Raw genomic sequence first — 17,567 nt, 5'->3', positions numbered from 1 at the left:
ACCCCCATGGAAGGCGACATCATCGTTCTGGCCGACACCGGCAAATTCATCGGCGCAGGCCTGGCCGCGATCGGCTCCGGCGCCGCCGCCATCGGTGTGGGCAACGTGGCCGGCAACTTCCTCGCCGGCGCCCTGCGCAACCCCTCCGCCGCTGGCGGACAGACCGCCACGCTCTTCATCGGCATCGCGTTCGCCGAAGCCCTCGGCATCTTCGCCTTCCTGGTGTCGCTGCTGCTGATGTTCGCCGTCTAAGACAGGCGACGACACGATCCTTACGAGCAGGCGGGGGGCTCTGACGCCCCTCGCCAGCCCGCGCCACCCCAGACCGGACGGATTCCGATATGGCCACCGAACCCATCGACCTCGAACTCGCGGGCCTCTGCGTCAACAGCGTCGGCAACGCCATCGGCATGCCGCAGCTCTGCACCGAGTGGTTCGGCAACCAGATCTTCTGGCTGATCGTCACGCTCGTGGCCATCTACCTGATCCTGACCAAGATCGCCCTGCCGCGCCTCGGCGCCGTGCTGGCGGAGCGGTCGGGCACCATATCCAACGACCTGGCCGCCGCCGAAGACCTCAACCGGCAAGCCCGCGAAGCCGAGGCCGCCTATGAGCAGGCGCTGGCCGATGCCCGTGCCGAAGCGCAGCGCATCTCGGCCGAGGCCCGCGCCGAGATCAAGGGCGACCTCGACGCCGCCATCGCCAAGGCGGACGAGCAGATCGCCGAGAAGACCGCCGAGAGCGAGGCACAGATCTCCGAGATCCGCGCCGGTTCCGCCGCTTCCGTGACCGAGGTCGCCCGCGACGTGGCCGCCGAGATCGTCGAAGCGCTGGGCGGCAAGGCCGACCGATCCGCGATCGACGCGGCCGTCGACAGCCGCGTGAAGGGGGCCTGATCCGATGCGCATCATCCTGACCACCGCCGCCGCCCTGGCCGCGACGCCCGCGCTGGCCGCCTCCGGCCCCTTCTTCAGCCTCGGGAACACCGATTTCGTCGTCACGATCGGCTTTCTGATCTTCGTGGGCATCGTCCTCTACTTCAAGGTGCCGTCCAAGCTGATGGGGATGCTCGACACCCGCGCGGCCGGCATCCAGAAGGATCTCGACGAGGCCCGCGCGCTGCGCGAGGAGGCACAGACGCTGCTGGCCTCCTACGAGCGCAAGACCCGCGAAGCCCAGACCCAGGCCGACGAGATCGTGGCCACTGCCCGCGCCGAGGCACAGGCCACCGCCGACCAGGCCCGCGTCGACCTCGAAGCGTCCGTCCAGCGTCGCCTTGCCGCCGCGATCGACCAGATCGACAGCGCGCGGAACGCTGCCGTCAAGGAGGTCCGGGACCGGGCCATCGCCGTCGCGACCGCCGCGGCGGGCGAGGTCGTGGCCAAGCAGCTCACCGCCTCCGATGCCGACACGCTGATCGACCAGTCGATCGAAACGGTATCCGCCAAGCTACACTGACCCCGCGTCGCACACGTACCGGGTCGGGGCGTCCTTCGGGGCGCCCCGTCTGCGTTTGGGGCATCGCGTTTCGGGACAGGCTCGGGCACCTTGCGCGACAGGACAGGGAAGGGGACCGGGATGGAGTCTTGGCAAGACATGGACCGCGCGGCGTTGGACGACGCCTACGCCAATGCCGACCACATCGCCGACGCGGCGGCCTATCCGCCCCGCTGGGCCGCCGAAGCCGCCGACTTCCGGGCCCGCAGCGATGTCAGCACCATCGCTTACGGGCCGGGCGAGGCCGAGGCGCTCGACCTCTTCCGGCCGGAGGGTGCGCCGCACGGCCTCGTGGTGTTCGTCCATGGCGGCTACTGGCGGCGGTTCGGCCGCTCGGACTGGTCGCACTTCGCCGAAGGCGCACTGAGCGCAGGATACGCGGTCGCGATGCCGGGCTATCCGCTCGCCCCCGGCGCGCGCATCGCAGAGATCACCGCCTGCATCGCCCGCGCCGTGGATCGCGCGGCCGAGGACGTGTCCGGCCCGATCCGGCTGACCGGGCACAGTGCGGGCGGACATCTCGTGGCGCGGATGATCATGGCCGATGCCGCGCCCGCCTGCATCGCGCGAATTGCGACCTGTGTGCCGATCAGCCCCGTCGCCGATCTGCGCCCGCTTGTGCCGCAAAGCATGAATGACGACCTGCGCCTCGATGCGGCCGAGGCCGTGGCGGAAAGCCCGGCGCTGGGCCACCCGCTCGCGGGGCCAGCCGTCACGGTGCATGTCGGCGCCGAGGAGCGGCCGAGCTTTCTCTGGCAGGCCGACGCCTTGGGGGCGGCGTGGGACGTGCCCGTCCGGCGCGCGCCCGGACGCCACCATTTCGACGTCATCGACGCGCTGCGCGACCCCGCCTCGCCGCTGATGCGCGACATCCTCGCCTAGCCGCGCGGCTTGGCCCGGAGGGTCGGGTCGGCGACGGTCGGGTCTTCGGGCCAGGGGTGGCGCGGATAGCGCCCGCGCATGTCGCGACGCACATCGGCCCAAGCGCCGGCCCAGAAGCCCGGCAGGTCCTGCGTGATCGCGACGGGACGGCGCGCAGGCGACAGAAGCTCGATCCGGAGCGGGGTCCGGCCCACGACCGGATGCCGCGTCTCGCCGAACATCTCCTGCACGCGCACCGAGATGGTCGGGATCTCGGGCGCGTAGTCGATGGGCACGCGGTTTCCGAGCGGCGAGCGGTAGGACGCCGGGGCCAGCCGGTCCAACCGCTGGCCGTCGTTCCATCCGAGCCACGCCATGAGCGCATCCGTCGGGTCGAGCCGCCCGAGCCCGCCCGCGTCTCGGATCCCGTCGAGCCACGGCGCCAGCCATTCGTCCAAGGCCGCGAGCAGCGCCGCATCGCTCACATCCCGCAACTCGGCCGCCGCGATGCGGGCGCGCAGCAGACGCGCGCGCTTCGACCAGCCGAGCGCGTCCACCCCGAGGGATCGCAAGCCGTCCATGAGGGCCGCCGCAATCCCGTCAGGCGGGGCATCGGGCCACGGGCGGTCGTCGAGCGCGATGGCCCCGAACATCTCGCGCCGCCGCGCCTCGACCCGGCGATGCCGCTCGGACCATGCGCAGGTTTCGACCCAGGCGATCGCCGGGCCATGCACCTCGCGGAGCTCGGCCTCGGTGATCGCGAGGGCCTTCCGGACCCGCGCTTCGGTGCGGTCGCCGTCGAGATCGCTGGCCACGATCAGGCGCGCCCCGGCGAGCGTGTCGCCCTTCTCCATCTTCGCGCCCTTGCCGCCGGACAGGAGCCAGCGCGGTGCCTCGCCATCGCGGCGCAGGCCCACCCGATCGGGATAGGCAAGCGCGAGGCGCTGCGCGTCCGAGCGGGGCGGCCCTGCCTCGAACCGACGCAGGCGCTTGGCCTCGGCGCGAGCTTCGGGGGTCGGCGCGCGCAGCACCTCGCCCAGATCGACCGGGCCGGGCCCCGACCGCACCACGAGCACGCCCGCGAGTGCTGCCACGCCGCGCCCGCCGGTCGTCACCATATGGGCCAGTCTCGGGTGGAGCGGCATCCGCGCCAGCGCGCGCCCATGGTCGGTGATGGTCCCACCCTCGAGCGCGCCCAGCGACGCCAGCAGCGCGCGCGCTTCGGCCAACGCGCCCTCGGGGGGCGGCGTCAGGAAGGCCAGCGCGTCCGAGCCCCAGACGGCCAGCTCAAGCGCCAATCCCGTGAGGTCAGCGCGCGCGATCTCGGGGGGCGGGAAGGCGGCGAGCGCGCCCTCTTGTCCCTGCATCCAGTTGGAGAAGGCCACGCCCGGTGCGACCCGGCCCGCGCGGCCGGCCCGCTGCGTGGCCTCGGCGCGCGTGACCCGTTCGGTCACCAGCCGCGACATGCCGGAGCCCGGGTCGAACCGGGCCCGCCGGGCCAGCCCGCCATCGACCACCGCGCGCACGCCCTCGATCGTCAGCGAGGTCTCGGCGATGGACGTGGCCAGCACGACCTTCCGGCGCGGCCCCGGCGCGATGGCGGCGCGCTGCTCGGCAAAGGGCAGGGCGCCGTAGAGCGGGCGCACGTCTGCCGCGACCGCCCCTAGAAGCCCGGCGCAGCGCCGGATCTCGCCCTCGCCGGGCAAAAAGGCCAGCACGTCGCCCTCGACCGTGTCCAGCGCCTCGGTCACGAGGGCCGCGACCTGTGCTTCGATGCGCTGGCCCTCGGGGGGCGGCCGGTCGCGCCAGCGCCGCTCGACCGGGAAGCTCCGTCCTTCGGAGGTGACGACCGGCGCGCCCAGCATCTCGGCCACGGGGCCCGCATCGAGGGTCGCGGACATCACGACAAGCGCCAGATCGGGGCGGAGCACCTGCCGCGCCTCGACCGCCAGCGCGAGCCCCAGATCGGCGTTGAGCGAGCGTTCGTGGAATTCGTCGAAGATGACGCAGCCGATGCCCGGCAGCTCGGGATCGGCCTGGATCATGCGCGTGAAGATGCCTTCGGTCACGACCTCGATCCGGGTCGCGTCCGAGACCTCGGAGGCCCCGCGCATCCGGTAGCCGACGGTCCGGCCCGCGGGCTCGCCCAGCGTCTCGGCCATGCGCGCGGCGGCAGCGCGGGTGGCCAGCCGACGCGGCTCCAGCATGACGATACAGCCGTCGATCACCGGCAGGAGGGCCAACGGCACGCGGGTCGTCTTGCCCGCACCGGGCGGGGCCTGCAGGACGGCCAACCCATGCGTGCCCACCGCCGCCACGAGGTCAGGCAACGCGTCGTCGATGGGCAACGGCGTCATCTGAGGCGCATCACCGCGGGGCCGAGCCGCGTGTCGGCCCGCATCTCGATCGCGCGCACCATGCCGTCGCCCACGGGGGCATAGGTGATGGTGAAGCGGGTCCCGTCGCGGCGCGACAACTCGTCCGGGGAATAGCCGGCGATCCGGGTGTAGGTTGCGTCGCAGATGCTGCGCCCGTCCACGACGCGCCATCCCGAGAGCTTGAGCCGCGAGAGCCGTTGGCCGTCGAAGAGATTCCAGCCGCGCGTGCAGACGCCGTCGGCGGGCACGGTGCGCGTCAGGTCCCAGAGCGCGCTGAGCGGGTCGATTCCGCGCTGTCCGACCGGGTCGATATCCCACGGGTCGCGTTCGGGCGTCGGCGCGACGACCGCCGACACCACGCGCCCGCCGGTGAAGGTCGTGGTTGTTTCGAACCGGCCCCTGCGCCCGGTCTCGACCTCGACATATCGCTCGGAGCGGGGCGCCCCGGCGACGAGCTCCCCCGTGGCGCTGCCCTCGTAGCTGTAGCGCACGAGCGTGCCGACCACGCCGGTCCCCTGCGCGCGACCCGTGACGGCGTAGCGCCCGCCTGCGACATCGGCGGCCAGCGCCACCTGCCCGCCGGTCACGCCGCGCAGCACGAGGTCGAAGCGGATCGTCTCGGCCCTCGCGGGCGACGCGATCAGGACGAGAAGGGCGAGCGGTCGGAGCATGTCCCTGATCTAGCGCGAACGCGGCGCGCTTGCACGGGCTCGCCGCCTCGGCCATCAACCGGGCCATGACCGACCCCCTTCTCGACCCGTTGCAGGATGGCGACCGCCGCGCGCTGGCCCGCGCCATCACGCTGGTCGAGAGCACGCGCCCCGACCATCAGGACCGTGCCGCCGCGCTGCTGGATGCGTTGCCCATCGGGCGCGAGGCGCTGCGGATCGGGCTGTCGGGCACGCCGGGCGTCGGCAAATCGACCTTCATCGAGGCCTTCGGGACCATGCTGACGGGGCAGGGACACCGCGTCGCGGTCCTCGCCGTCGATCCCTCGAGCGCACGGACCGGCGGCTCGATCCTCGGGGACAAGACGCGGATGGACCGGCTGGCGCGCGATCCGAACGCGTTTATCCGGCCCTCGCCCTCGGCCACGCATCTGGGGGGCGTTGCGCGCCGCTCGCGCGAGGCGGTCGCGCTCTGCGAAGCTGCGGGCTACGACGTCGTGCTGATCGAGACGGTGGGCGTCGGACAGTCCGAGACGATGGTGGCTCAGATGTGCGACCTCTTCGTGCTGCTGCTGGCTCCGGCGGGGGGCGACGAGCTGCAGGGCGTCAAGCGCGGCATCATGGAGATCGCGGACCTCATTCTGGTCAACAAGGCCGATGGCGACCTGAAGAGCTCGGCGACCCGGACGGTGGCCGATTACGCGGGCGCGCTGCGGCTGCTCCGGAAGCGACCGACCGATCCCGACGGCTTCCCGAAGGCGCTGCCGGTCTCGGCGGTCGAGGGCATGGGTCTGGATCGGGCGTGGGAGGAGATGACGGCGCTGGCCGACTGGCGGCGCGCCGAAGGGCACTGGCAGCGCACCCGCGCCGAACAGGCCGCGCACTGGTTCGCCGACGAGGTGCGGGCCGGTCTGCTGGCACGATTGTCGGAGCCCGAGACACGTGCGCGCATGGCCAGGCTCTCGCGCGAGGTGGCGCGGGGCGACCGCGCCGTGCGCGCGGCGGCCGAGGAAATGCTGGCGGCCCTCCGCGCCTGAGGCCGCCCATCGCGTCCGATCCGGACCCGCGAATGCCGCGCGCCGCTTGACGCCACCGCGCACCTCCCCTAATGGACCCCGACCGCGGGGCCGTTTTCGGCCCTGCACCTGTTTTCAACCCTTCTGACCCCGGAGTGGCCATCATGTCTCGCGTCTGCGAACTCACCGGCAAGGGCCCGATGACTGGCAACAATGTCAGCCACGCCAACAACAAGACCCGCCGCCGTTTTCTGCCCAACCTGAACGACACCACGCTGCAATCCGAAGCGCTGGGCCGTGCGTTCAAGCTGCGCATCTCGGCGGCCGCGCTGCGGACCGTCGATCACCGTGGCGGGCTCGACGCGTTCCTCGCCAAGGCGAAGGACACCGATCTCTCGGCCCGCGCGCTGAAGATCAAGAAGGACATCGCCAAGTCCTCCGACGCCCCGGCGGCGCTCGAAGCCTGATTCGCCTCCGACGGCGACCGACGAAGGCCCCCGTGCGGGGCCTTTTTCACGTCTGACCCTCGACCAGCCGCGCGCCGGGTCCCTCGGCCCCCTTCGCGTCGTCAGGGTTCCAGAGCGGGCAGGCCGACATCGACAGGCATCCGCAGCCGATACAGCCATCGAGATTGTCGCGCAGCCGGGTCATCGTCTCGATCCGCTCGGTCAGCTCGTCCTGCATCCCGGCGGCGATCGCGGCCCAGTCGGCGGGCGTCGGGGCGCGCCCGTCCGGCACGCGGGCCAGCGCCTCGCGGATGCGCCGGAGGCTCAGGCCCAGTCGCTGGGCCACGCGGATGAAGGCCAGCCGTCGCAGCTCCGCACGCGGATAGCGCCGCTGGCCGCCGCGCGTGCGGGGCGGTGCGATCAGTCCCTTGCCCTCGTAGTATCGCAGGGCGCTGACGCTCAGCCCCGAACGGGCGGACACCTCGCCGATGGTGAGTTCGCGTTTCATGCCGATCTCCCTTGACCTCGATCATGGTCGAGCTCCGATACGGGGCGGGTCAACCGTGAAAGGACACGCCATGGCCCGACTGGAACATCTCAACCTCACCGTCTCCGACGCGGATGCCTTCGCCGCACTCCTCGGCGATCTCTTCGACTGGACCGTACGCTGGTCCGGCCCGGTGCTGGGTGGCGCCGGGCGCAGCGTCCATGTCGGCGGCCCCGACGACTACCTCGCGCTCTACACGCCCGGCGCCGGCGTCGGGACGGCACCGGACAGCTACGTCACGCCCGGGGCGCTGAACCATATCGGCGTCGTCGTGGACGATATCGCGCAGGCCGAGTCGCGCGTTCGCGAGGCCGGGTTCACACCGCATAACCACGCCGATTACGAGCCCGGACGACGGTTCTATTTCGACGGCCCCGACGGCGTCGAGATCGAGGTGGTGGCCTACGATTGACCCCCGGCGGTCCCGAAATTGCCCGAACCCGGCCATGGACCCGCCGCCGTGGCCGGTCAGGCTCGGTGCGATTTTTCCGATCGGAGTCCGCCGATGTTCAACCGCACCGAAACCCCGCTCCTGACCTTTCGCGGCCCTTGGGGCGTGCCCATCGAGATCGCGCCCAGCTTCCTTCTGCTGGCGCTCGTCTTCGTCGGCTTCGCCCCCAGTCAGCACGGGCTGATCTTCTTCGGTATCGTCGCCGTCTCGATCCTGCTGCACGAGCTCGGACATGCCTGGGGCGCACTGGTCCAGGGGCAGCCTGTCCGGCGGATCGTGCTTTGGGGCGGCGGAGGTTTCTGCGAGCGGCATCGGGCCGCGACCCCGCGAGAGACCGAACTGATCGTCGCGATGGGGCCCCTGACCAACCTCGCGCTCTGGGCCGTCGGATCGCTGATCGGCGGTGCGATCGTCGATCCCTACTACGCCACCGGCGCCGAGGCCGCGTGGTATATCGGCTGGTATGTCGAGCTCTTCGCGACGACCAACCTCGTGCTCTTCGCGCTGAACCTTCTGCCGGTACAGCCGCTCGATGGCGGCAAGCTCCTGCATCTCGGCTTGGGTCGCGTGATCGATGCGGGGCGCGCCACGCGGATCACCGGGGCGGTCGGCCTCGTCCTCGCGGTGCTCTGGGTGCCCGCGATGATCGGGGCGTGGCTGACCTGGGGCTACGCGCTCCTGTTCATCCCGTCGATCGCCGCGCATTACGCGATGATGCGCGACCGCGCCTGGAGCTACTGAGCCGCCTGCCGCCGGAGCCATGTCCGCAGGGTCGCCACGCGCGGCGGCAACGGGCCCGGCAGGGTCGCGATGTAGTAGCCAAGCGGTTCCTGGCGCAGCTCGCAGACCTTCACGAGAAGCCCCGCCGCAACTTGCCGCTCGACCAGCGAGGCGGGTTGTACCGTGACGCCCAGCCCCGCCTCCGCGGCCGAAAGCGCCAGCGTGTTCGAACTCATCGGCCGGATCGCCACGCCGTCGAGCGACAAGCCCGCGCCCTCGACCATGTCGCGCCGCGCCATGACGTAATGCTCCATCAGCCACGGCAGATCGGCGAGGTCCGCCACGCAATCCGCCGCGCGACCTGCCAGTAGGTCGGGATGGGCGACGACCCAGAACTGGCCGTCGGTCAGAAGCTCCGTCTGCAGGCCCGCCCAGTCCCCGTCGCCGTAGCGGATCGCCATGTCGACACCGTCGCGCTTGAGGTCCACCAGCTCGATCCCCGGCTGGATGGCCAACGGCAGGTCGGGATGGCGCTGCCAGAAGTCGCCGATCCGCGGCATCAGCCAGTTCGACGCGAAGGCGGGCGTGACCGCGAGGGTCAGCGGCCGCGTCGCCTCGGTCTCGCGGAGGGCGCCTATGGCGTCGGCGATGGCGCCGAACCCGTCGGACAGACCGTCGGCCAGAATGCGGCCCTGCGCCGTCACCGCCAGCCCGCGCCCCGCCCGCGTCAGAAGCGTGGTGCCGAGATCAGCCTCGAGCGCGCGGACGTGATGCGCGATGGCGGCCGGCGTGACGTTGAGCTCGCCCGCCGCCGGGGTGAAGCCGCGCAGCCGGGCCGCCGCCTCGAAGGCGCGCAACGCGGCGAGCGAGGGGATCCGGGTCCAATCCATATCTTTAGCTCACCTAAATTCTAGGTCGGCGTATTGCTTTGCCCGATACCCACGATACAGCGCATAAAGGGACATCGCCACCGTAACCAGGAGATGGACCATGGCAAACGGATTTAAAAACATGCTGCGCCGCCTCGGACGTCCCACCCGTCTCGGGCCGGTCGAGCCGCCGATGATGACGCACGAGACGATGCTGATCGAGCACCTCCGTCGTCAGGATGAGGAGCGGCTGCGTCGCGGCAACTGGGAGCGCCGCTTCCCGCATTGAACCTGTCGCCGCGCCCCATCGGGGCGCGGCTCCCTCAGGCGCAGGAGCGTTCGGCGACCGACACGAAGTTCTTGTAGCGCTTCCAGAACGCCTCGTCCGCGCCGCGATCCGATTGCCGGACCTCTTGGGCGTGGTGCGGGTCGCGGAAGAATTTAACGGCACGGGCGCGATCGCGCGACGACAACTCGCGGTTCGCCGCCGCCTGCACGCAGCCGCAGAGCGACCGGCTGGCCGCCTTGCGGTCGGCCCGGAGGCACGCGGTCTGGATCGGACCCGTCGCGTAGCTGCGCTGCACCGAAACGGTGCCGCCGCCGCCCCCGCCGCCGCAGGCCGACAGGCCCGCGAACGCCGTCACGGCGATGATGATCTTGATCGGGGTCATGTCTGCTCTGCCTCCGGTCTTGTTTTGCGGCGAATCATGCCAGACCGGAGGCGTTGGGGCAATGCGGCCCGCAGGCCGCGCCGCCGTTTGTCACGCAGGCTTGCGCGGGCGCCTGCGCCGGTTGCCGCCGCCGGGCTTGGCGCTCTGCGGCTTGGCCCCCTGGGGACGCCCGCCCCCGGCACGCCCGCCGGGCCGGCCACCGCCGCCGCCGCCGCGACGGCCGCCACCGCCTCCGCGCTGCTGCTTGGGCTTGGCCTCCTCCTCGGAGGGCATCCAGCGGCGACCCGATGCGATCGGGATCTGGCCCTTGATGACCTTCTCGATGTCCTTCAGCTCGCCCATCTCGTCGGGCGCGCAGAGCGTGATCGCCGCGCCTTCGCGCCCCGCGCGGGCCGTCCGGCCGATGCGGTGCACATAGGTCTCGGGGACGTTGGGCAGCTCGTAGTTGTAGACGTGCTTCACGACCGGGATGTCGAGGCCGCGCGCCGCCACGTCCGTCGCCACCATCACCTTGGCCGAGCCGTCGGTGAAGGCTTCCAGCGCGCGCATCCGCTGGCCCTGGCTGCGGTTGCCGTGGATCGCCACGGCGTTGACGCCCGCATTTGTCAGCTGCTTGGCCAGCCGGTCGGAGCCGTGCTTGGTGCGCGCGAAGATCAGCGCGGCCTCGCCCTCGTGGGCGCGCAGCAGATCGAGCAACAGGCCCGGCTTCTCGGCCTTGGCGATGAAGTGGATCGACTGCTCGACCTTGTCGGCGGTCTGACCGCTGGTCGAGACCTGCACGCGGACGGGGCGGTCGAGATAGGTCGCCGCCAGCGCCTCCATGTCCTTGGGCATCGTTGCCGAGAACAGCAGCGTCTGGCGCGGCCCGGTCAGCTTGGCCGCGATCTTCCGCAGCGCGTGGATGAAGCCCATGTCCAGCATCTGGTCGGCCTCGTCGAGGACGAGGAACGACGTGCCCGACAGGTCCACGGCGCCCCGGTCCATCAGGTCGATCAGGCGACCCGGCGTGGCGACCAGAAGGTCGACGCCGCGCTCCATCTTGCGGATCTGCGGGTTGATGCCGATGCCGCCCACGACGCGCGCGACCTTGAGATGCGAGCCCTGGATGAAGCCGGTCAGGCTGTCGCCGATCTGGTTCACCAGCTCGCGCGTGGGCGCGAGGATGAGGGCGCGCGCCTGCCGCGGCTTCGGGCGGGCCTCCTCGGCGAGGATGTGCTGCACCAGCGGCAGGCCGAAGGCCGCCGTCTTGCCGGTGCCGGTCTGGGCGAGGCCCATGACGTCGCGCCCGTCCAATGCCGGCGGGATCGCCTGTTTCTGGATGGGCGTCGGGTCCTTGATCCCCATCTCGGCCAGTGCCTCGATGAGTCGGGGCTTCAGCCCCAGCATGTCGAAATCCATAATATGTCCTGCACGCCGCCCTGCGGCGCGAATGGCGCGCCCCGATGGACGCACGGTTGAAAGGCTGCGGACCGACTGGCCCGCGCCTTCCCGGCGTGATCCTTGGGAAAGCGTCCCGCCCGTCGCTTGGAACATGCCTGATGGCAGGTCCGGCTCACGCGGCCCGAGGGGCGGGGTCGAGGGCCATGTGGGGCAGGGCAGGCGTCCTGTCAACCGGTGTGGACAGCGCGGTATGACATGGATCAACGACGGCGGCCGTCCGGCTGGCGGATCGTCGCCGGATCGCACACCCCCGTCCCGAGGTTCCGTGACCCCGTCCGATCCCCTTCCGGCCACGCCGCATCTGACCCCCGCCGATCTCGGGCGCGCCCTCCGTGCGGGGCTCGCGGATTTCGCGGCGGCGCCGGTCTACGGGCTGTTCTTCGGCGGCATCCTGACGGCGGCGGGGCTGGGGCTGGCGGCGCTGGGGGCGGGGCTATTCACCTGGACGCTGACGCTGACGCTGGGTTTTCCGCTGGTCGCACCCTTCCTTGCCGTGGGTCTCTACGAGGTCAGCCGCCGGCGCGAGGCGGGCGCACCGCTCACGCCCGGCGCGATCCTCGGGGTTCTCTGGGCCGAGCGGGGTCGGCAGATGCCGTGGCTTGGCATGTTCCTCCTGATCGCGTTCCTCTTCTGGAGCTTCTTCGCCCATATCCTCTTTGCGCTGGTGCTGGGGCCGTCGGCATTGACTGGCCCGGTCTCGGACTGGGCGAGTTATGCCGACGGACGGATCTGGACGCTGCTCGCGGCCGAGATCGCGTTCGGGGCGGCTTGCGCGGCGCTGGTGTTCGCCCTGACGGTCATGGCGATCCCGCTCCTGCTGGACCGCGAACTCGATCTCGTGACCGCGATGCGGCTCAGCTACCGGACGGTGCGCGCCAATCCCGGCACGCTCCTGCTCTGGTCGATGATCGTCGCCGGGCTGACCCTCGCGGCGCTGGCGCCGTGGTTTCTGGGCCTACCCTTGGTGCTGCCGGTCTTGGCCCATGCGAGCTGGCATCTCTACCGCCGCGCCTTCGACTGAGCGCGCTCAGACGTCCTTCATGAAGCGCAGCCCGTCATAGATCGCCGCGTGGGTGTTCCGCGAGGCCACCGCGTCGCCGATCCGGAACAGCTGGAACCGACCGCCGGGGTTGCGTTGGATGGCCTGCGGCTGGCCGGCGAGAAGTGCGGCGTGGTCGATCTCGCCGCCATTCGACGAGGCGGGGCGCAGGTCGTGGTAGAGATCGTCCAGCGGGACGGTTCCGTAATTCACGACAATCATGTCGTACTCCTCGGTCGTGACATCGGCGACGTAGTCGGACCCGATCGACGCTGCGAGGCGATTGCCCGCCCGCGCCACCGACAAAAGCCGCCGCGCGACGGTGAAGGTGACGCCAAGAGGCAACAGCGTCCGCAGGTAGGGCGTGAGGCTCATCCCCATCACCTCGGGCGAGAGATTGCGGTCCGGGGTCATCACCTCGACCTCGGCCCCCGTACCGGCTGCCACCTCGGCGGCCATCAGGCCCGGATGGTCCCCGGCCTCGTCGTAGATCAGGACGCGGCCCGCGGGCACGACATCGCCCGCGATCACGTCCCAGGCCGAGACGACATGCGCCGCCTCGCCGCGCTGCTCGAAGAGTTCGAGGTTCGGCAGGCCGCCCGTCGCCACCACCACCACGTCCGGGTCGAGCGTGGTCACGTCATCGGCCTCCGCCCAGGTGTCGAAGCGGAAGGCCACGTCGCGCGCGGCGCATTGTGCCATCCGCCAGTCGACGATGCCGATCATCTCGGCGCGGCGGGGCGACCGGGCCGTCAGGCGGATCTGGCCGCCGGGCTGGGATTGCGCCTCGAACACGGTGACGTCGTGCCCGCGCTCGGCCGCGACCCGGGCGGCCTCCAGCCCGCCCGGCCCCGCGCCGACGATCACGACGCGTTTCCGGTCCGGCGCGGGCGCGATGACATGCGGCATCGTCAACTCGCGCCCCGTGGCCGCGTTGTGGATGCAGAGCGCGGCCCCGCCCTGGTAGATCCGGTCGAGGCAGTAGGTCGCGCCGACGCAGGGCCGGATCTCGTCCTCGCGCCCGTCCATCACCTTCGCGACGATCAGGGGGTCGGCGATATGAGCGCGGGTCATGCCCACCATGTCCAGCAAGCCAGCCGAGACGGCATGCCGCGCGGTCGCCACGTCGGGGATACGCGCGGCGTGGAAGACCGGCAGGCCGACCGCGGCCTTGACCGATCCCGCGAAGTCGAGATGCGGCGCGTGGCGCATCCCCTGCACCGGGATCACCTCGGTCAAGGCGGGATCCGAATGGACGCGGCCGCGAATGACGTTGAGGAAATCGACCTCGCCCGTCGCCTCGAGCACGCGGGCCATTTCGAGACCCGTCTCGGGGTCGATCCCACCCTTGGAGGTCTCGTCCGCAGTATAGCGCACCCCGACGATGAACTCCGGGCCGACCCGCGCCCGGATGGCCGCGATGACCTCCAGCGGGAAGCGCATCCGGTTCTCGAAGGTATCCGCGCCGTAAGGGCCGGTGAGCTCGTTGGTCAGCGGGGACCAGAACTGGTCCAGAAGGTGCCCGTAGGCCTCGATCTCGATCCCGTCCATGCCGCCCGCCTGCATCCGTTCGGCGGCATCGGCGAAATCCGCGACCACCCGCGCGATGTCCCAGTCCTCCATCAGCTTGGGGAAGGCCCGGTGCGCCGGCTCGCGATGCTTGGTCGAAGAGATCGAGGGCAGCCAGTCGCCCTGATCCCACCGCGTCCGCCGACCCATATGCGTCAGCTGGATCATCACCGCCGTGCCATGCGCATGGCAGGCCTCGGTCAGCTTGGCGATCCACGGCACGACCGCGTCGTCATCCACCATGACGTTGTTGAAGGCCGCCGGGCTGTCCTTCGACACGCAGGCCGAGCCCGCCGTCATCGCCAGCGCCACGCCGGCCTTGGCGCGCGCCTCGTGATAGGCGCGGTAGCGGTCCGTCGGCATGCCGTTCTCGGGATAGGCCGGCTCGTGCGCGGTCGTCATGATCCGGTTGCGCAGGGTCAGGTGCTTCAGGCGAAAGGGCTGGAGCAATGGATCGTTGGACATGGGTCGGCCTCCCCGGCGGTGGCGTTCAGGCTGGCGATGGGCGCCCGCACCTGTCAATCACGTCCGCGACGCCCGTTTCCGACATGCCCGGAGGCCCATGGACCGCACGCTCGACCCAAAGATCCTCGCCCGCTGGATCGGCCGCACCGCGACCGCGACCGATATCCTGCGGCCCGAGCCCGCCCGCATGATGCAGGCCACGCTGGATCGTGCGCCGACCTTGGGGCCGGGCGATCCCCTGCCGCCGCTCTGGCACTGGCTCTACCATCTGGACGCGGCACCGCTCTCGGCGCTGGGCCGCGACGGGCATCCCGCGACGGGCGGGTTCCTGCCCCCGGTCGCCCTGCCGCGCCGGATGTGGGCCGGCGGGCGGCTGGGCTTCGATGCGCCCCTGCCGCTCGGGGCCAAGGTCGAAAAGACCTCCACCATCACGGCCGTGACGCCGAAGCAGGGGCGCAGCGGTCCGCTCTGCTTCGTGACCGTGCGCCATGAACTCGCGACGGAGGGCACGCGCGCGCTGTGGGAGGAGCATGACATCGTCTACCGCGCCGATCCCGCGCCCGGCGACACGCTGCCCGAACCGACGCCCTTCGGCGACTGGCCCGAAACCGAGACGCGCACGCCCTCCGAGGTGCAACTCTTTCGCTACTCCGCCCTGACCTTCAACGGGCACCGCATCCATTACGACCGCGACTATGCCCGCGATGTCGAAGGCCACGCCGGTCTCGTCGTTCACGGCCCGCTGATCGCGACGCTGCTGGCCGACCGAGCCGTGGCGCGCGCCGGGCGTCCGCTCCGGACGTTCACCTTCCGCGCCACGGCACCCGCGACGCTGCCCGGCGATCTGCGGTTCGGGGTGGCCCCTGACGGCGACGGGTATCGCCTCGCGGCCGGGACCGGGGCGGGGGCGCTGGCCATGACCGCAACGGCCACCGTCTGAACGCACCGTCGGCCCATCGCCGCACCCCCTAGTCGCCACCCGGCCCCCGGTATATCTCCGCCTGAAACCCCATTCCCGTCAGGCCGCGCCCCATGACCGACCTCGCCCATATCCGCAACTTCTCGATCGTCGCCCATATCGACCACGGCAAGTCCACGCTGGCCGACCGGCTGATCCAGGAGACGAACACCGTGGCGGCGCGCGACATGAAGGCCCAGATGCTCGACGCGATGGATATCGAGCGCGAGCGCGGCATCACCATCAAGGCCAACACCGTCCGCATCCAGTTCACCGCCGCCGATGGCGAGGAATACACGCTCAACCTCATCGACACGCCGGGCCATGTCGACTTCGCCTACGAGGTCTCGCGCTCCATGCGCGCGGTCGAGGGCTCGCTCCTCGTCGTCGACAGCACCCAGGGCGTCGAGGCGCAGACGCTGGCGAACGTCTACCAGGCGATCGACGCCGACCACGAGATCGTCCCCGTCCTCAACAAGATCGACCTTCCCGCCTCCGAGCCCGACCGCGTGCGCGAGCAGATCGAGGACGTGATCGGCATCGACGCCTCCGAGGCCATGCTCGTCTCGGCCAAGACCGGCGAGGGCATCCGCGAGACGCTGCAGGCCATCGTCGACCGCCTGCCCGCGCCGAAGGGCGACCCGGATGCGCCCCTGAAGGCGATGCTCGTGGACAGCTGGTACGACAGCTATCTCGGCGTCATCGTCCTCGTCCGCATCATCGACGGGCACCTCAAGAAGGGCGACCGCGTCCGCTTCATGTCGAACGACACGATCCACCATGTCGACCGGATCGGCGTCTTCCGCCCCGCCATGGCCGACATCCCGGTGCTGGGGCCGGGCGAGATCGGGTTCCTGACCGCGTCGATCAAGCAGGTGCGCGACACCCGCGTCGGCGACACCATCACCCACGAGAAGAAGGGCACCGCGACCGCGCTGCCGGGCTTCAAGCCGTCGCAGCCGGTGGTGTTCTGCGGCCTCTTTCCCGTGGATTCCGCGCTCTTCGAGGACATGCGCGACGCCATCGAGAAGCTGGCCCTGAACGACGCCTCCTTCTCCTACGAGGTCGAGAGTTCGGCCGCGCTGGGCTTCGGCTTCCGCTGCGGCTTTCTCGGGCTTCTCCATCTCGAGGTCATCCGGGACCGGATCGAGCGCGAATACGACATCGACCTCATCACCACGGCGCCCTCGGTCGTCTACCACGTCCACATGCGCGACGGCACGATGACGGAGCTCCACAACCCCGCCGACATGCCCGACCTCACCCATGTCGACCATCTCGAGGAGCCGCGCATCAAGGCGACCATCCTCGTGCCCGACGACTATCTCGGCGACGTGCTGAAGCTCTGCCAGGACCGCCGCGGCATCCAGATGGACCTGACCTATGCCGGCCCCCGCGCCATGGTGGTCTACGACCTGCCGCTCAACGAGGTGGTGTTCGACTTCTACGACCGGCTGAAATCCGTCACCAAGGGTTATGCCAGCTTCGACTACCAGATGCTCGGCTACCGCGAGGATTCGCTGGTCAAGATGCAGATCCTCGTCAACGACGAGCCCGTCGACGCGCTCTCCATCATGGTCCACCGCGACCGCGCCGAGACCCGCGGCCGCGCCATGTGCGAGAAGCTCAAGGAGCTGATCCCCCGCCACATGTTCAAGATCCCCATCCAGGCCGCCATCGGAGGCAAGGTCATCGCCCGCGAGACACTGGCCGCGCTCCGCAAGGACGTGACGGCCAAGTGCTACGGGGGGGATGCGACGCGGAAGAAGAAGCTTCTGGAGAAGCAGAAGGCGGGCAAGAAGAAGATGCGGCAATTCGGGAAGGTGGAAATCCCCCAATCCGCGTTCATCAGTGCCCTCAAGATGGATGGGTGACGTCGCAGGCAGATTGGGGAATCGGTGGGCGGAAGCGTTTGGCGTAGACAAACGCGGGCCCACACGGTTGGTTGGCAGCGTTAAGTCGCAATTGGCGA

Annotated in this window: 19 protein-coding genes; 12 read left to right on the top strand and 7 right to left on the bottom strand. The window is 70.6% G+C overall.

Features of this window, described 5'->3' with window-relative positions:
- Positions 1–6 precede the first annotated feature (6 nt).
- The 4 genes from Q0833_RS13985 to Q0833_RS13970 all read left to right on the top strand — a co-directional run bounded on the left by Q0833_RS13985 (position 7) and on the right by Q0833_RS13970 (position 2,379).
- Positions 7–252, top strand: a complete 246-nt coding sequence (locus Q0833_RS13985) for a F0F1 ATP synthase subunit C (RefSeq protein WP_298436031.1) — start codon at positions 7–9, stop codon at positions 250–252.
- 89 nt (positions 253–341) lie between these two features.
- Positions 342–896, top strand: coding sequence for a F0F1 ATP synthase subunit B' (locus Q0833_RS13980; RefSeq protein WP_298436028.1), 555 nt, complete (start codon positions 342–344; stop codon positions 894–896).
- Positions 897–900: 4 nt separating this feature from the next.
- The gene (locus tag Q0833_RS13975) at positions 901–1,458 is read left to right on the top strand and encodes a F0F1 ATP synthase subunit B (RefSeq protein ID WP_298436026.1); all 558 of its coding nucleotides are present in this window, start codon (positions 901–903) and stop codon (positions 1,456–1,458) included.
- A 120-nt stretch (positions 1,459–1,578) separates the two neighbouring features.
- Positions 1,579–2,379, top strand: coding sequence for an alpha/beta hydrolase (locus tag Q0833_RS13970; RefSeq protein ID WP_298436023.1), 801 nt, complete (start codon positions 1,579–1,581; stop codon positions 2,377–2,379).
- Here Q0833_RS13970 and hrpB read toward each other — a convergent pair.
- Positions 2,376–4,715, bottom strand: a complete 2,340-nt coding sequence (gene hrpB, locus Q0833_RS13965) for an ATP-dependent helicase HrpB (RefSeq protein WP_298436020.1) — start codon at positions 4,713–4,715, stop codon at positions 2,376–2,378. The genes Q0833_RS13970 and hrpB overlap by 4 nt on opposite strands.
- Positions 4,712–5,407: a DUF3108 domain-containing protein gene (locus tag Q0833_RS13960; protein WP_298436017.1), complete on the bottom strand. Its 696-nt coding sequence runs from the start codon at positions 5,405–5,407 to the stop codon at positions 4,712–4,714. Before Q0833_RS13960 ends, hrpB begins: the two co-directional genes overlap by 4 nt.
- Before the next feature lie 65 nt (positions 5,408–5,472).
- Between Q0833_RS13960 and meaB the strand changes: the two genes are divergently transcribed.
- Positions 5,473–6,441: a methylmalonyl Co-A mutase-associated GTPase MeaB gene (gene meaB / locus Q0833_RS13955; RefSeq protein ID WP_298436014.1), complete on the top strand. Its 969-nt coding sequence runs from the start codon at positions 5,473–5,475 to the stop codon at positions 6,439–6,441.
- A gap of 143 nt (positions 6,442–6,584) precedes the next feature.
- A complete protein-coding gene (gene rpmB, locus Q0833_RS13950) occupies positions 6,585–6,887 on the top strand; it encodes a 50S ribosomal protein L28 (protein ID WP_298436009.1) in 303 nt (100 codons plus the stop codon).
- A 46-nt stretch (positions 6,888–6,933) separates the two neighbouring features.
- On the opposite strand, the gene soxR is transcribed toward rpmB, so the two are convergent.
- Positions 6,934–7,374 carry a redox-sensitive transcriptional activator SoxR gene (gene soxR, locus Q0833_RS13945; protein WP_298436006.1) on the bottom strand — a complete coding sequence of 147 codons (441 nt, stop codon included), beginning with the start codon at positions 7,372–7,374 and terminating at the stop codon, positions 6,934–6,936.
- A 70-nt stretch (positions 7,375–7,444) separates the two neighbouring features.
- Here soxR and Q0833_RS13940 point away from each other — a divergent pair, with 70 nt between their 5' ends.
- Together Q0833_RS13940 and Q0833_RS13935 are read left to right on the top strand one after the other, a co-directional pair.
- The gene (locus Q0833_RS13940) at positions 7,445–7,825 is read left to right on the top strand and encodes a VOC family protein (protein ID WP_298436003.1); all 381 of its coding nucleotides are present in this window, start codon (positions 7,445–7,447) and stop codon (positions 7,823–7,825) included.
- A 93-nt stretch (positions 7,826–7,918) separates the two neighbouring features.
- Positions 7,919–8,605, top strand: coding sequence for a site-2 protease family protein (locus tag Q0833_RS13935; RefSeq protein ID WP_298436000.1), 687 nt, complete (start codon positions 7,919–7,921; stop codon positions 8,603–8,605).
- Here the strand turns inward: Q0833_RS13935 and Q0833_RS13930 are convergent.
- The gene (locus Q0833_RS13930) at positions 8,599–9,474 is read right to left on the bottom strand and encodes a LysR family transcriptional regulator (RefSeq protein ID WP_298435997.1); all 876 of its coding nucleotides are present in this window, start codon (positions 9,472–9,474) and stop codon (positions 8,599–8,601) included. The two genes, Q0833_RS13935 and Q0833_RS13930, sit on opposite strands and share 7 nt — an antisense overlap.
- 100 nt (positions 9,475–9,574) lie before the next feature.
- Here Q0833_RS13930 and Q0833_RS13925 point away from each other — a divergent pair, with 100 nt between their 5' ends.
- On the top strand, positions 9,575–9,742 hold the full coding sequence (locus Q0833_RS13925) for a hypothetical protein (protein ID WP_298435994.1): 168 nt from the start codon (positions 9,575–9,577) through the stop codon (positions 9,740–9,742).
- Positions 9,743–9,776: 34 nt separating this feature from the next.
- On the opposite strand, the gene Q0833_RS13920 is transcribed toward Q0833_RS13925, so the two are convergent.
- Both Q0833_RS13920 and Q0833_RS13915 read right to left on the bottom strand, forming a co-directional pair.
- Entirely contained in the window at positions 9,777–10,124 is a 348-nt protein-coding gene (locus tag Q0833_RS13920) for a hypothetical protein (protein ID WP_298435991.1), read from the bottom strand.
- A 90-nt stretch (positions 10,125–10,214) separates the two neighbouring features.
- Positions 10,215–11,522 (bottom strand): DEAD/DEAH box helicase, encoded by a 1,308-nt coding sequence (locus Q0833_RS13915; RefSeq protein ID WP_298435988.1) that lies wholly within the window; start codon positions 11,520–11,522, stop codon positions 10,215–10,217.
- A gap of 307 nt (positions 11,523–11,829) precedes the next feature.
- On the opposite strand from Q0833_RS13915, the gene Q0833_RS13910 reads away from it, so the two are divergent.
- The gene (locus Q0833_RS13910; RefSeq protein ID WP_298435980.1) at positions 11,830–12,585 is read left to right on the top strand and encodes a DUF2189 domain-containing protein; all 756 of its coding nucleotides are present in this window, start codon (positions 11,830–11,832) and stop codon (positions 12,583–12,585) included.
- Between the two features lie 6 nt (positions 12,586–12,591).
- Here the strand turns inward: Q0833_RS13910 and Q0833_RS13905 are convergent, their stop codons facing one another.
- A complete protein-coding gene (locus tag Q0833_RS13905; protein ID WP_298435977.1) occupies positions 12,592–14,637 on the bottom strand; it encodes an NADH:flavin oxidoreductase in 2,046 nt (681 codons plus the stop codon).
- Between the two features lie 97 nt (positions 14,638–14,734).
- Between Q0833_RS13905 and Q0833_RS13900 the strand changes: the two genes are divergently transcribed.
- Complete coding sequence (locus Q0833_RS13900) at positions 14,735–15,577, top strand: MaoC family dehydratase N-terminal domain-containing protein (protein WP_298435974.1); 843 nt, start codon at positions 14,735–14,737, stop codon at positions 15,575–15,577.
- A gap of 92 nt (positions 15,578–15,669) precedes the next feature.
- On the top strand, positions 15,670–17,469 hold the full coding sequence (gene lepA / locus Q0833_RS13895) for a translation elongation factor 4 (protein ID WP_298435971.1): 1,800 nt from the start codon (positions 15,670–15,672) through the stop codon (positions 17,467–17,469).
- Positions 17,470–17,567: the final 98 nt, after the last annotated feature.

Origin of the sequence: uncultured Jannaschia sp., from assembly GCF_947503795.1 — a bacterium.
Taxonomy (GTDB): Bacteria; Pseudomonadota; Alphaproteobacteria; order Rhodobacterales; family Rhodobacteraceae; genus Jannaschia.
This window is presented reverse-complemented; position numbering and strand designations above follow the sequence as displayed.

Bases quoted from the DNA above. Each gene is read 5' to 3' on its own strand.
- Q0833_RS13925 (WP_298435994.1), top strand. From the start codon at position 9,575: ATGGCAAACGGATTTAAAAACATGCTGCGCCGCCTCGGACGTCCCACC.
- Q0833_RS13980 (WP_298436028.1), top strand. From the start codon at position 342: ATGGCCACCGAACCCATCGACCTCGAACTCGCGGGCCTCTGCGTCAAC.
- lepA (WP_298435971.1), top strand. From the start codon at position 15,670: ATGACCGACCTCGCCCATATCCGCAACTTCTCGATCGTCGCCCATATC.
- Q0833_RS13975 (WP_298436026.1), top strand. From the start codon at position 901: ATGCGCATCATCCTGACCACCGCCGCCGCCCTGGCCGCGACGCCCGCG.
- Q0833_RS13970 (WP_298436023.1), top strand. From the start codon at position 1,579: ATGGAGTCTTGGCAAGACATGGACCGCGCGGCGTTGGACGACGCCTAC.
- meaB (WP_298436014.1), top strand. From the start codon at position 5,473: ATGACCGACCCCCTTCTCGACCCGTTGCAGGATGGCGACCGCCGCGCG.
- soxR (WP_298436006.1), bottom strand. From the start codon at position 7,374: ATGAAACGCGAACTCACCATCGGCGAGGTGTCCGCCCGTTCGGGGCTG.
- Q0833_RS13940 (WP_298436003.1), top strand. From the start codon at position 7,445: ATGGCCCGACTGGAACATCTCAACCTCACCGTCTCCGACGCGGATGCC.
- Q0833_RS13960 (WP_298436017.1), bottom strand. From the start codon at position 5,407: ATGCTCCGACCGCTCGCCCTTCTCGTCCTGATCGCGTCGCCCGCGAGG.
- Q0833_RS13920 (WP_298435991.1), bottom strand. From the start codon at position 10,124: ATGACCCCGATCAAGATCATCATCGCCGTGACGGCGTTCGCGGGCCTG.
- rpmB (WP_298436009.1), top strand. From the start codon at position 6,585: ATGTCTCGCGTCTGCGAACTCACCGGCAAGGGCCCGATGACTGGCAAC.
- Q0833_RS13985 (WP_298436031.1), top strand. From the start codon at position 7: ATGGAAGGCGACATCATCGTTCTGGCCGACACCGGCAAATTCATCGGC.
- Q0833_RS13905 (WP_298435977.1), bottom strand. From the start codon at position 14,637: ATGTCCAACGATCCATTGCTCCAGCCCTTTCGCCTGAAGCACCTGACC.
- hrpB (WP_298436020.1), bottom strand. From the start codon at position 4,715: ATGACGCCGTTGCCCATCGACGACGCGTTGCCTGACCTCGTGGCGGCG.
- Q0833_RS13930 (WP_298435997.1), bottom strand. From the start codon at position 9,474: ATGGATTGGACCCGGATCCCCTCGCTCGCCGCGTTGCGCGCCTTCGAG.
- Q0833_RS13900 (WP_298435974.1), top strand. From the start codon at position 14,735: ATGGACCGCACGCTCGACCCAAAGATCCTCGCCCGCTGGATCGGCCGC.
- Q0833_RS13915 (WP_298435988.1), bottom strand. From the start codon at position 11,522: ATGGATTTCGACATGCTGGGGCTGAAGCCCCGACTCATCGAGGCACTG.
- Q0833_RS13935 (WP_298436000.1), top strand. From the start codon at position 7,919: ATGTTCAACCGCACCGAAACCCCGCTCCTGACCTTTCGCGGCCCTTGG.